This is a genomic window from Roseococcus sp. YIM B11640, from assembly GCF_049727625.1.
Taxonomy (GTDB): domain Bacteria; phylum Pseudomonadota; class Alphaproteobacteria; order Acetobacterales; family Acetobacteraceae; genus Roseococcus.
Genome location: NZ_JBBJOZ010000002.1, coordinates 268,838 through 281,699 on the forward strand (window position 1 = coordinate 268,838; position 12,862 = coordinate 281,699).

The window sequence follows — 12,862 nt, forward strand, 5'->3', positions numbered from 1 at the left end:
GTGGCCGGTTGGCGGGCCAGCGACGAGGATGTCGCGGCGCTGATCGGCGCGCGCCATGGCGACCCCTTCGCGCTTCTCGGCCCCCATCCGAGCGGCGACGGTATCGTGGTCCGCGCGTTGCGGCCGGGCGCGGATGGCGTGGACGTGCTCTTCGAGGACGAGGTGCTGCCGCTCACGCGCCGCGGCGACACCCCTCTCTTCGAGGGCTTCTTCCCCGGCCGGCCCTTTCCCTCGCCCTACGCCCTCGCCATTCGGGAGGGCGGTGGGCGGATGGTGATCCTTGATCCCTATGCCTTCGGCCCGACGCTCGGCCCTTTGGACGATCACCTTCTGCTCGAGGGCTCCCATCATCGCCTGCCCGGCCGGCTGGGTGCGCATATCATCACGCATGAAGGCGCGAAGGGCGTGCGCTTCGCGGTCTGGGCGCCGCATGCGACGCGCGTTTCCGTCGTCGGGGAGTTCAACCGCTGGGACGGCCGCTTCCATCCGATGCGACGGCGCGTGGATTCCGGCATCTGGGAGTTCTTCCTCCCCGGCCTCGAGGAAGGCCAAGCCTACAAATACGAGTTGGCGGGTCCCGACGGCGCGCTGCTCCCGCTCAAGGCCGATCCCGTTGGCTTCGCGGCCGAGCTGCGGCCTGCGACGGCAAGTGTCGTCGCCTGCATCGAAGGCTTCGGGTGGACAGACGAGAACTGGCTCGAGGCGCGCAAGAAGCTCGATGCCCGCCGGGAGCCGATGAGCATCTATGAGGTGCATGCGCCCTCCTGGAAGCGGCACCCAGATGGACGCTTCTGGGACTGGGACCGCCTGGCCCTCGATCTCATCCCTTATGTGAAGGATCTCGGCTTCACGCATATCGAGTTCATGCCGGTGATGGAGCATCCCTTCGATGCTTCCTGGGGCTACCAACCCATCGGCCTGCATGCGGTGACGTCGCGGCTGGGGCATCCTCTGGGCCTGGCGCGTTTCATCGATGCCGCGCATGCGGCCGGTATCGGCGTGATCCTCGATTGGGTGCCCGCGCATTTCCCCAACGACGCGCACGGGCTCTCGCATTTCGACGGCAGCACGCTCTACGAGCATCCGGATCCCCGCCGGGGCTATCATCCGGACTGGCAGACCGCGATCTACGACTATGGCCGCAAGGAGGTGGAAGCCTTCCTCACCTCCAATGCGCTGTTCTGGCTGGAGCAGTATCACGCGGACGGGCTGCGGGTGGACGCCGTCTCCTCGATGATCCACCTGGACTACTCGCGCGGTCCCGGCGAATGGGTCCCGAACGAGGACGGGGGCAACGACAACCGCGACGCCGTGGGCTTCCTGCGCCGCACCAACATGCTCCTGGCCACGGAATGCCCAGGCGCGCTGTCCATCGCCGAAGAGGCCACGGACTGGGTCGGTGTCTCCGCGCCCGTGGCGAAGGGCGGGCTCGGCTTCTCGTTCAAGTGGAACATGGGCTGGATGAACGACACCCTGCGCTATGTGGAAAAGGATCCGCTCCACCGGCGCTGGTATCACGGCCTCATGAATTTCGGCCTCGTCTATGCCTTCAACGAGAACTTCATCCTCCCGCTGAGTCACGACGAGGTGGTGCACGGCAAGGGCACGCTGCTCGGCCGCATGCCGGCGCCGGACGGTGACGACTGGCGGCGCTTCGCGAACCTTCGCACCTATTTCGCCTTCATGTGGGGGCATCCGGGCAAGAAGCTGCTCTTCATGGGCCAGGAATTCGGCCAATGGCGCGAGTGGTCCGAGGAACGGGAGCTCGACTGGTGGCTGCTGCAATACCCGTCCCACCAAGGGGTCCGGGACCTGATCCGCGAGCTCAACCGGCTGCATCGCGAGGTTCCCGCCCTGCATGCCCGCGACACGGAGGCGGAGGGCTTCACCTGGATCGACGCGGATGACGAGCAGCGGTCCATTTTCACCTGGCTCCGCTTCGACGGCGAAGGCGGGCCGCCCGTCGCGGTTCTGTGCAACTTCACGCCTGTCCCGCGAGTTGCCACCCTCATCGGCCTGCCTCAGGCCGGGATGTGGCGGGAGGTCCTGAACACGGATGCGAAGGAATATGGCGGCTCCGGGCTTGGTAACCTGGGGCGCGTGAAGGCTGTCGATGAACCTGCCTTCAACCAGCCAGCCTCGGCGAAAGTGCTTTTGCCGCCGCTTGCCACCGTCTATCTCATGCCAGAGGCTTGGCAGCCGAAGAAGCCTACGCCGCCGGAGGAATGATGCCTGATCGCGCGCCGACCGCCGCCGCGCCGCTTGCCCGCAGCGCGATGGCCTTCGTGCTGGCGGGTGGCCGCGGCTCCCGGCTCATGGAATTGACCGACAAGCGCGCGAAGCCCGCGGTTTTCTTCGGCGGCAAATCCCGCATCATCGATTTCGCGCTGTCGAACGCCATCAATTCCGGCATCCGCCGCGTGGCCGTCGCGACGCAATACAAGGCGCACAGCCTGATCCGCCATCTTCAGCGCGGCTGGAACTTCCTGCGGCCCGAGCGGAACGAAAGCTTCGACATCCTCCCCGCCAGCCAGCGCGTCTCGGAGCATTCCTGGTATCTCGGCACCGCCGACGCGGTGTTTCAGAACATCGACATCATCGAGGACCTCGCGCCCCGGCACATGGTCATCCTTGCGGGCGACCATATCTACAAGATGGACTACGAGCGCATGCTTCAGCAGCATGTGGATCTGGGCGCAGACGTCACGGTCTCGTGCATGGCGGTGCCGCGCCTGGAGGCCGTCGGATTTGGCGTGATGGCCGTGGATTCGAGCGGCTGGGTACGCGACTTCGTCGAGAAGCCCAAGGACCCGCCCGGCATTCCGGGACGGCCCGAGCTCGCCCTCGCCTCCATGGGAATCTACGTCTTCGAGACGAAGTTCCTCATCGAGCAGCTGAAGCGCGACGCCGCCGACCCGCATTCCAGCCGGGACTTCGGAAAGGACATCATTCCGCATCTGGTACGCGAAGGCCGCGTCGCCGCGCATCGTTTCGAGCGCAGCTGCGTCCGCTCCAACGCGGAAGGCGCACCGTATTGGCGGGACGTCGGGACGGTGGATGCCTATTGGGAGGCGAATATCGACCTCACCGACATCATCCCCGCGCTCGATCTCTTCGATAAGGAATGGCCTATCTGGACCTATGCCGAGGTCGTGCCGCCGGCGAAGTTCGTGCATGACGAGGATGGCCGTCGCGGCGAGGCCATCTCCTCGCTGGTGGCCGGGGGATGCATCATCTCCGGCGCCTCGGCTCATCGTTCCCTGCTCTTCACCGGCGCGCACCTGCATTCCTTCGCGCAGGTGAATGGCGCGGTGCTCTTGCCGGATGTGGATGTGGGCCGCGGCGCCCGGCTCACCAACGTCGTCGTCGACCGCAGCGTGCGGATCCCCGACGGGCTCGTGGTGGGTGAGGACCCGGCGGAGGATGAGCGTCGCTTCCGCGTGACCGAGAAGGGCATCTGCCTCATCACCCAGTCGATGCTCGACCGCCTGGCATGAGCGGGACGCCGCTTCGCGTCCTGGCGGTGGCCTCGGAGGGCTTTCCGTTCATCAAGACCGGGGGCCTCGCGGATGTGGTGGGTGCCCTTCCCGCTGCCCTCGCGCCGGAAGGCGTTGCCGTCACCACCCTGCTGCCTGGGTATCCCCCCGTCATGGCCGCGGCGGTGGCTGGGTTCGAAACCGTCGAAACCCTTCCCGACCTCTTCGGGGGCCACGCCCGCCTGCTGGCCGCACGCATGGCCGGGCGCGAGATGCTCGTGGTGGATGCGCCGCACCTCTTCGCCCGGGGGGGCTCTCCCTATCAGCAGCCCGGGGGCGCGGAATGGGGCGACAATGCGATCCGCTTCGCGGCGTTCGGTTATGCGGCGGCACAGGCCGCGCGGCGCATGGGCTTCGACGCGGTGCATGCCCATGATTGGCAGGCGGGCCTGACGCCCGCCTATCTGCGCTATTCGGGTTCCGCGATCCCGACGCTCTTCACCATCCACAACCTCGCCTTCCAGGGGCGGTATCCCGCGACCCTATTCTCGGCGCTCGGCCTGCCGTCCGAGGCGTTTCAGACCGGCGGCCTCGAGTATTTCGGGGGCGTCGGGTACCTCAAATCCGGGATCTGGTTCTCCGATCGCATCACCACGGTCTCTCCCGGCTATGCGGCCGAGATCCGCACGCCGCAGGGCGGCATGGGCCTCGATGGCCTGCTACGCGGACGCGGCGCAGAACTCTGCGGCGTTCTCAACGGCCTCGATACCGAGGAGTGGGACCCTGCTGCGGACACCCGCCTCTCCGCGCGCTTCAATGCCGCCACGGCCGATCTCCGCCAGCGCAACAAGCTGGAACTTCAGGCCCGCATGGGTCTGAACCAGGACGCCGGGGCTCCGCTGCTGGCCTTCGTGGGCCGCCTCGCCTGGCAAAAGGGCGTGGATCTCATTCTCGAGGCCTTGCCCTTCATCCTCGGCCAGGGCGCTCAGCTGGCGATCCTCGGCAGTGGGGAGCCGGAGCTGGAGGCGCGCGTGCACGGCGCAACCGCCTCTCTGGCCGGGCGCGTCGGCAGCTTTCTCGGCTTCGAGGAAGGGCTCGCGCGGCTGTGCTACGGCGGCGCGGACATCTTCCTCATGCCCTCGCGCTTCGAGCCCTGCGGGCTCGGCCAGCTCTGCGCGCTCCGCTATGGCGCGCTGCCCGTGGTCTCGCATGTGGGCGGGCTGGGCGACACGGTGATCGACGCGAATGAAATGGCGCTCGCCGCGGGTACGGGGACGGGCTTCACCTTCGCCCCCGTCACGGCCGAGATGCTGGGCCTGACTATCGAGCGCGCCATCGGCCTCTACCGCGATCCCACCGCCTGGGCGGGCCTGCAGGCCAATGCGATGGGTTGTGACGTCTCCTGGGCCCGCTCGGCCCGGCGATACGCCACGCTGTTCCGAGAGATGGTCGCCGCCCGTGCCTGACCGGCTGGGCGTCTTTCCGGTCGAGGGCGGCATACAGGCAGCCATTCCTGCCCCCGGCGCGGAGCAGCTGCTGCTGTGCCTCTTCGAAGGCGGCCGGGAAGTCGCGCGGCACGAGTTGAGGCCCGATGGAGAGGTTTTCCACGGCCGCATCGCCGGGCCGGCAGCCGGCACGGCCTACGGATTGCGTGCGTCGGGCCCATGGGCGCCAGGGCGCGGCCAGCGCTTCAACCCGGCCAAGCTCCTGCTCGACCCATGGGCGCGGGCGCTCCAGACCCCGGCACGCCTGCACCCCTCGGCCTTCGATACGGGGGCGCATCCGGATCCCGCCGACAGTGGGCCGCATCTGGCGCACGCCGTCCTGGTGGAGGACTTGCCGCCCCTGCCCTCTCAGCCGCTGCCGGCTGGCCCCACCGTGATCTACGAGATGCATGTGCGCGGGTTCACCCGCCTCCATCCCGACATTCCCGAGGCGCAGCGCGGCACTTTCGCGGGACTGGCCCACCCGGCCGCGATCGCACACCTGAAGCGGCTCGGCGCGACACATGTCGAGCTCCTGCCCGTCGCCGCCTGGGTGGACGAGCCGCATCTCGGCCCCCTCGGGCTAACCAACTACTGGGGCTACAACCCCGTGGCCTGGCTCGCACCCGATCCGAGGCTGGCGCCCGGTGGCATGGCCGAGGTCCGCGCGGCGGTCGCGGCGCTGCGCGCGGCGGGCATCGGCGTAATCCTGGACATCGTGCTGAACCACACCGGCGAGGGCGGGCCGCTCGGGCCCACACTAAGCCTGCGCGGACTGGGCGACGGCGCTTGGTACCGGATGGCGGGCGACCCCGCCGCCTATGTCGACGATACCGGCTGCGGCAACACCGTCACCTTCGATCGGATCTGGCCGCTGCGGCTGGCCATGGACGCGATGCGGCACTGGGCGCTGCAGGCGGGGGTGGACGGCTTCCGCCTGGACCTCGCGACCACGCTCGGCCGGCGCGAGGGCGGCTTCGACCCTTTCGCGCCCCTGCTCGCCGCGATCCAGCAGGACCCGGTGCTGCGGCGGTGCCGCATCATCGCGGAGCCCTGGGATGTCGCGCCGGACGGCTATCAACTGGGCCGCTTCCCGGATGGCTGGCCCGAATGGAACGACCGGTTCCGCGACGATGTCCGGCGGTTCTGGCGCGGGCGGGACAGCGGGACACTGGGCCCCCTCGCCTCCCGGCTGGCCGGGTCGGCGGACCTCTTCGCCGGCCGCGTCGGCAAGAGCGTGAACTTCATCACCGCGCATGACGGCTTCACGCTGCGCGACCTCGTGAGCTTCGAACGCAGGCACAACCTCGGGAACGGCGAGCAGAACCGGGATGGCACCGGCAACAATCTCTCCTGGAACCACGGCATCGAGGGGCCAACCCCGGATCAGGTGATCGAGGCCAAGCGGCAGGGCGACATCCGCGCGCTGCTCGCCACGCTGCTCGGCGCCCGCGGCACGCCCATGCTGTCCATGGGTGACGAGGCGGGGCGCAGCCAGCACGGCAACAACAATGCCTATGCGCAGGACAGCGCCGTCTCCTGGTTCGATTGGGATGGCCTGGACCAGGGGCTGGTGGATTTCACCGCGCGGCTCATCTCGGCGCGCCTGCAACATCCCGCGCTGCACAGCCTGGACGCGCTGAGCGGCGGCCCCGCCGATGAATCCGGCATGCCGGATGCCATCTGGCTCCATCCCGGCGGCGATGTGATCAACCCTTCCGACTGGGAAGAGGCGCGGGCGCTGGTGGCCCTTCTGTACGCCAAGGACGATCGCGTGCTGCTGGCCTGCAACGGCGGGGACGAAGCGCTCCCCCTGGTGCTGCCACGGCCCCGCTGGAACTTCGCCTGGGGCCTGGTGGCGGACAGCGCCCAGCCAGATCTTCGGAAATTGCCGGAACAGCCCATCCTGGCCCCGCGATCGGTCCAGCTGCTGGCCGAGCTTCCGCGGGCGCGCAAGGCTCCCGGGGCTGCCGGCCCGGCCGCTCTGGCGCGGCTCGCCGCCGCCGCCGGCATCGCCCCGCGCTGGCGAGATCTGTCGGGCGTGGACCATGACGTGCCGGAGGGCACCCTGCGGCATGTCCTCTCGTCGCTTGGGCTGCCGGCAGAAACCGCTGCTCAGGCCCGGGAAAGCCTGGAACGCCGTCAGCACCGCCCGATGCTGCCCCCGCATCTGCCGCTCCAGGCGGGGCATCCCGCCCGCCTGCCCCTCGCACCCGCCTCGCCTTTCCGGCTGGAGTTGGAACTGACGCTGGAAGACGGGACACGGCAGGACCTCGCCGTGGCTGTCGAGCACGGCGGCATCACCATTCCCGCCCTTCCGGAAGGGCGGCACGTTCTTCGCGTTGGCGACATTGTCTGCCAAATCACCGCCGCACCACCTGCCTGCTACATGGCACCCCAGCTGGAGCACGGACGCCGCTTCGGCGTGACGGCCCAGACCTACGCGCTTCGTCATGCCAGAGACCAAGGCATGGGCGACTTCACGGCCATTGCCGAATTCGCCCGGGCGGCTGCCGGCCATGGCGCATTCTGGTTCGGCATCAGCCCTCCCCACGCTCTGCCGCTCCTCGACCGGGAGCGCGCGAGTCCTTACCAGCCGTCCGACCGGCGGTTCCTCGAGCCGCTGCTGATCGACGTGTCGCGGCTCGACGGCGCGCCGGATTTCCAGGCGCTGCGGGTGGGCGAAACGGTGGACTATCCCGCGGTCTGGCAGGCGAAGTTGGGCGTGCTGCGCCGGGCCTGGGAGCATTTCGACCGCAACGACCCCGCCTTCCTCGCCTTCCGCGCCGAGGGCGGGGCCACCCTGCAGCGCTTTGCCGCCTTCAACGCCATCGCGACGCGGGCGGGCCACACGGACATCTCGCGCTGGCCTGACGGCCTGCGGCACGGCCGCGACAGCGGGGTCGCGGCCTTCTGCGCCCGCGAGGCGGATGAGACCGGCTTCCATGCCTGGCTGCAATTCCTTGCGGATCGCCAATTGGCGGAGGCGGCGGCGCAGGGTATCCGCCTCTACCGCGACCTCGCCATCGGCATGGCCTTCGACGGCGCGGAGCGATGGTCCGGCGATTTCCCGACGCTCTCCGGCGTCTCCATCGGTGCGCCGCCCGATCCGCTCGGGCCGCTCGGGCAGGTCTGGGGCCTGCCGCCGCCGGACCCCATCGCTTCGGAGGCCGAAGGTCACGCGGGCTTCGCCGCGCTCATCCGGGCGAACATGCGGCATGCGGGCGCGCTCCGCATCGATCATGTGCTGGGGCTGAAGCGCCTCTTCCTCGTCCCAGACGGGGCACGGGCATCCGAGGGCTGCTACCTGGACCAGCCCTTCGAGGCCTGGCGCGGGGAACTGGCGCTGGAATCGCACCGCGCTGCCTGCACGGTGGTCGGCGAGGACCTGGGGACGGTCCCGCCCGGCCTGCGCGAAGCCATGTCAGGCTCGCAGATCCTCTCCTATCGCGTCCTGTGGTTCGAGCGTGACGGACCCCGCTTCCGGGCGCCGGACGAATATCCGGCGCTGGCCGCGACCTGCGTGGCGACGCACGACCTTCCGCCGCTGGCCGGCTGGTGGGAGGGCACGAGCATCGCTGAAGGCGAGGCTCTGGGCCTGCTCACCGCCGAGGAGGCGACGGAGGCCCGCATCGCCCGGGCGGAGGACAAGGCGCTGTTGCTGGAGGCCCTGGCCGCCGCCGGGATCGAAGCGCCTTCGGGCGAGGAAGGGGCCGCCCTTTCGCCCGCCATGGCCGCGGCGATCCATGCCTATGTAGCCGCGACGCCTTCGGCCATGCTGCTCATCCAGGCGGAGGACATGGCTGGTGAGCGCATCGCCCTTAATCTTCCCGGCACGGACCGGGAGCGGCCCAACTGGCGCCGCCGCCTTCCCGGTGGCGCCGAGGCCTGTTTCGCGACACCGGTCGCACAGGAAATCCTGGCGCGACTTTCTGCCCGGATGTGAATTGTAGCTGCCATGACGGACAGCTTTTCCATTCTGCCACACCTGCTGGCTCTCGGCGTTGCCTATCTCCTCGCGGTGCCCATCGGCTGGGACCGGGAGAAGGCGGAGCGCAGCGCGGGCCTGAGGACCTTCCCGCTCGTCGCCATCGCGGCCTGCGGCTTCGTCCAGGCGACGGAGAACCTTCTCGCTACCCATCCGGAAGGGGCGGCGCGCGTCATCGAGGGCGTCATCACCGGCATCGGCTTCATCGGCGGCGGCGCCATCATCAAGCACGGGACGTCGGTGTACGGGACGGCCACGGCTGCCAGCCTCTGGGCGACGGGGGCGGTAGGCGTTTCGGTCGGCATCGGGGTCTATGACGTGGCGGTGGTCATCAGCATCATGACCTTCGTCACGCTGCGGTACCTCGCGCCTCTGAAGGTCGAAGGCCCCAGAAGGTGATATGGCTCGCGGCCGCGCTGGGCTTAGGTGCCCTGGCCGTAGCCATGTTCGTTCGCCTCCCGCGCGGCCCGGCGCCGCCAAAGCCCTGGGCCCTATCCGGCGATCGCTCGCCCTTCGGCGAGGCCTTCGCCGAGCGCATGTGGGAGCATGTGCGCCGCAACCGGTACGAGGACGGTATCCTGCCGGAGGGGCATCGGGACTATTGCGGCCATGGCTTGGTGAAGCAGGGCCGCGGTGTCGCGCTCTGCACCGTCTATGACGGCATGCCCCGGATCGAGGCCCCTCTCGCCAGCTGGGACGACGAGGGCGAGTTCGTCGCCTTCTGGTCCCGCCAGAGCAACTGGAGCGTGAACGGCTTCGACCGGAACGAGCCGCTCTTCTTCACCGAGGACGAATGGGCGCGCGCCAACCAGCGGCTGACGCGCGAGGCCATCCTGCGAGTGATCTGATCAGGCGGCCTTCAGCACCCGGCCAGCCACCGCATCCAGCTTGGCGATGAGCGCGGGGTCGCGCTTCTCGGGCGCCGTGATGATCGCGTGGTCCAGCGCCCGGTCGCAGCCCGCCGGGCAGGCGCTGCGCGGCTGGCCGACGCGGGGGATCAGCGACTTCACCAGCGCTCGAGCCTTGTCGGCATTGCCGAGCAGCACCTTCACCACCTGGTCAACCGTCACGTGGTCATGGTCCGGGTGCCAGCAATCGAAATCGGTCACCATGGCAACGCTGGCGTAGCAAAGCTCCGCCTCGCGGGCGAGCTTGGCCTCGGGCATGTTGGTCATGCCGATCACGTGGCAGCCCCAGGAACGGTACAGCTCGCTCTCGGCCTTGGTCGAGAACTGCGGCCCCTCCATGACCAGGTAGGTGCCGCCGCGCGTCATGGGCAGGCCGAGCTCCTTGCCCGAAGCCTCGATGGCATCGGAAAGGCGCGGGCAGGTCGGGTGCGCGACGCTCACATGCGCGACACAACCCGTGCCGAAGAAGGACTTCTCGCGCGCGAAGGTGCGGTCGATGAACTGGTCCACGATCACGAAATGGCCGGGCGGCAGGTTCTCCTGCAGCGAGCCGACGGCCGAGAGGGAGATCACGTCCGTGACGCCCGAGCGCTTCAGCGCATCGATGTTGGCACGGTAGTTGAGGGCGGAGGGCGGCGTCGGATGGCCGCGGCCGTGGCGCGGCAGGAAGACGCATTTGATGCCGCCGAGCGTGCCGAAGAGAAGCTCGTCAGAAGGCTCGCCCCAGGGGGTGAAGACGCGGCGCCACTCACGGTTTTCCAGCCCATCGATGTCGTAGAGGCCGGAGCCGCCGATGAGGCCGATGACGGGTTCGAAAGTCTCGCTCACGCGCGGATCTCCATATGCGAAAAGGGGGCGCGGGTAGCGCCCCCTCCTGGGAAGGATAGGTCAGGGCGGGCGATGCCGCCGTGACGTTGAGGGGTCAGTGGGCGTTGGCCCAGATCTTCCTCTTGGTCAGATAGGCCAGCACGCCCAGGATGCCCAGGAAGATCAGGATCTTCACGCCAAGCGCCCGGCGGGCTTCCAGCTCGGGCTCGGCGGCCCAGGCCAGGAAGGTCGCGACGTCGCGGGCCATAGCATCCACCGTATTCGGCGCACCCTGGCCGAAATCGACCTGGCCGTCGCTCAGCGGCGGGGCCATGGCGATCTGATGCCCGGGGAAGTAGGCGTTGTAGTGCATCCCCTCCATCACGGTCACGCCAGCCGGCGGCTCGCCATAGCCCGTCAGCAGGGCGCGAAGATAGTTCGCCCCGTCGGGCCGCGCCTTGACGATGACCGAGAGGTCGGGCGGCAGTGCGCCGCCATTGGCCGAACGGGCCGCATTGTCATTGGCGAAGGGCCGGCGGAAATGATCCGAGATGCGCCCCGGACGCTCGAACATCTGGCCCTCGTCGTTCGGGCCGTCCTGAATCTGATAGCCGGCCGCGATGTTGCGGACCTGCGCCTCGCTCAGCCCGATCTCCGTGAGGTTGCGGTAGAAGAGCTGCCGCATGGAGTGGCAGTTCGCGCAAACCTCCTTGTAGACCTGGAAGCCGCGCTGCGCGGCCGCCCGGTCGAAGGTGCCGAAGAGGCGGTTGAAGCTGAAATGCGCGTCCGGGATAGCCGGCCCGTGCCCTTCCGCCGCCAGGGCGGGGGAAGCGGCGAAGAGCGCGGCGACGAGGGCGAAAGCCTTGAACTTGCGCATCGGGATCAGGCCTTGTCCATCGGCTGGGCGGTCGCGCCGCCAGGGAGGGGTCCACCGCCCATGGGCCTCTTGAGCACGGCGGCTGCGATGCTCTCGGGCAGCGGCAGCGTGCGCTCGAAGCGGCCCAGCAGCGGCAGGGCCACCAGGAAGTAGGCGAAGTAGAACATCGTCGCGATCTGGCTGATCAGGACGTAGGGCTGCTCGGCCGGCTTTCCGCCGCACCACATCAGGACGAAGAAGTTGACCGTCCAGAGCAGGAACAGGATCCGGCTGATCGGGCGGAAGCGCAGCGAGCGCACCTTCGACGTGTCCAGCCAGGGCAGGACGAAGAGGATCACGATCGCGCCGCCCATCAGCAGCACGCCGCCGAGCTTATCCGGCACCGCGCGAAGGATCGCGTAGAAGGGCAGGAAGTACCACTCGGGCACGATGTGCGCCGGCGTCACCATCGGATTGGCCGGAATGTAGTTGTCCGGGTGGCCGAGGTAGTTGGGCGCGAAGAAGACCAGCACCGCGAAGACCATCAGATAGACGACGATGCCGACGCTGTCCTTGATCGTGTAGTACGGGTGGAACGGCAGCGTGTCCTGCGGGCCCTTGGGCTCGATGCCCAGCGGGTTGTTCGAGCCCGTGATGTGCAGGGCCGCGATGTGCAGGAACACCACGCCCGTGATCACGAAGGGCAGCAGGTAATGCAGCGAGAAGAAGCGGTTCAGCGTCGGGTTATCGACCGAGAAGCCGCCCCAGAGGTACGTGACGATGGTGTCGCCCACCAGCGGGATGGCGCTGAACAGGTTGGTGATGACGGTGGCGCCCCAGAAGGACATCTGGCCCCAGGGAAGCACGTAGCCCATGAAGGCCGTGGCCATCATCAGCAGGAAGATCAGCACGCCCAGCATCCACAGCAGCTCACGCGGCGCCTTGAAGGAGCCGTAGTACATGCCGCGCCAGATGTGGACGTACACGACGATGAAGAACATCGAGGCGCCGTTGGCGTGCGCGTAGCGGATGAGCCAGCCGAAATTCACGTCGCGCATGATGCGCTCGACGCTATCGAAGGCCAGGGTGACATGCGGCGTGTAGTGCATCGCCAGCACGATGCCCGTCACGATCATGATCACGAGGTTGATCATGGCGAGGGCGCCGAAGTTCCAGAAGTAGTTGAAGTTCCGGGGCGTGGGGAACGTCCCGTACTCCTTTTCCATCATGGTGAAGACCGGCATCCGCTGGTCAATCCAGCGGATGACGGGGTTCTTCATCTGAGAGTCGTGCAGGCCACCGGCCATCTTGCTCGTCCTCTGAATCTAGGTGTGTCGCGAACC

Annotated in this window: 9 protein-coding genes; 6 read left to right on the forward strand and 3 right to left on the reverse strand. The window is 68.4% G+C overall.

All coding sequences use genetic code 11. The features are described 5' to 3' along the window. From glgB to WJM96_RS08735, 6 genes are read left to right on the forward strand one after another with little or no spacing between them, the layout of a single operon-like run. On the forward strand, positions 1-2,229 hold the full coding sequence (glgB, locus tag WJM96_RS08710) for a 1,4-alpha-glucan branching protein GlgB (RefSeq protein WP_424812079.1): 2,229 nt from the start codon (positions 1-3) through the stop codon (positions 2,227-2,229). Continuing rightward, positions 2,226-3,497, forward strand: a complete 1,272-nt coding sequence (gene glgC / locus WJM96_RS08715; RefSeq protein ID WP_424812080.1) for a glucose-1-phosphate adenylyltransferase — start codon at positions 2,226-2,228, stop codon at positions 3,495-3,497. Before glgB ends, glgC begins: the two co-directional genes overlap by 4 nt. Then, positions 3,494-4,942: a glycogen synthase GlgA gene (glgA, locus tag WJM96_RS08720; protein WP_424812081.1), complete on the forward strand. Its 1,449-nt coding sequence runs from the start codon at positions 3,494-3,496 to the stop codon at positions 4,940-4,942. The genes glgC and glgA overlap by 4 nt, the downstream gene beginning before the upstream one ends. Beyond that, entirely contained in the window at positions 4,935-8,906 is a 3,972-nt protein-coding gene (gene glgX, locus WJM96_RS08725) for a glycogen debranching protein GlgX (RefSeq protein WP_424812082.1), read from the forward strand. The genes glgA and glgX overlap by 8 nt, the downstream gene beginning before the upstream one ends. 12 nt (positions 8,907-8,918) lie before the next feature. Further along, positions 8,919-9,347 carry an MgtC/SapB family protein gene (locus WJM96_RS08730; RefSeq protein WP_424812083.1) on the forward strand — a complete coding sequence of 143 codons (429 nt, stop codon included), beginning with the start codon at positions 8,919-8,921 and terminating at the stop codon, positions 9,345-9,347. Positions 9,348-9,391: 44 nt separating this feature from the next. Next, complete coding sequence (locus WJM96_RS08735; RefSeq protein WP_424812084.1) at positions 9,392-9,796, forward strand: hypothetical protein; 405 nt, start codon at positions 9,392-9,394, stop codon at positions 9,794-9,796. Here the strand turns inward: WJM96_RS08735 and WJM96_RS08740 are convergent, their stop codons facing one another. From WJM96_RS08740 to WJM96_RS08750, 3 genes are all read right to left on the reverse strand, one after another. Continuing rightward, a complete protein-coding gene (locus WJM96_RS08740; protein ID WP_424812085.1) occupies positions 9,797-10,684 on the reverse strand; it encodes an S-methyl-5'-thioadenosine phosphorylase in 888 nt (295 codons plus the stop codon). A 94-nt stretch (positions 10,685-10,778) separates the two neighbouring features. Continuing rightward, positions 10,779-11,540: a cytochrome c1 gene (locus WJM96_RS08745; RefSeq protein WP_424812086.1), complete on the reverse strand. Its 762-nt coding sequence runs from the start codon at positions 11,538-11,540 to the stop codon at positions 10,779-10,781. Positions 11,541-11,545: 5 nt separating this feature from the next. Beyond that, on the reverse strand, positions 11,546-12,826 hold the full coding sequence (locus WJM96_RS08750) for a cytochrome b (protein ID WP_424812087.1): 1,281 nt from the start codon (positions 12,824-12,826) through the stop codon (positions 11,546-11,548). Positions 12,827-12,862: the final 36 nt, after the last annotated feature.

Bases quoted from the DNA above. Each gene is read 5' to 3' on its own strand.
- WJM96_RS08745 (WP_424812086.1), bottom strand. From the start codon at position 11,540: ATGCGCAAGTTCAAGGCTTTCGCCCTCGTCGCCGCGCTCTTCGCCGCT.
- WJM96_RS08730 (WP_424812083.1), top strand. From the start codon at position 8,919: ATGACGGACAGCTTTTCCATTCTGCCACACCTGCTGGCTCTCGGCGTT.
- glgA (WP_424812081.1), top strand. From the start codon at position 3,494: ATGAGCGGGACGCCGCTTCGCGTCCTGGCGGTGGCCTCGGAGGGCTTT.
- WJM96_RS08735 (WP_424812084.1), top strand. From the start codon at position 9,392: ATGTTCGTTCGCCTCCCGCGCGGCCCGGCGCCGCCAAAGCCCTGGGCC.
- glgC (WP_424812080.1), top strand. From the start codon at position 2,226: ATGATGCCTGATCGCGCGCCGACCGCCGCCGCGCCGCTTGCCCGCAGC.
- WJM96_RS08750 (WP_424812087.1), bottom strand. From the start codon at position 12,826: ATGGCCGGTGGCCTGCACGACTCTCAGATGAAGAACCCCGTCATCCGC.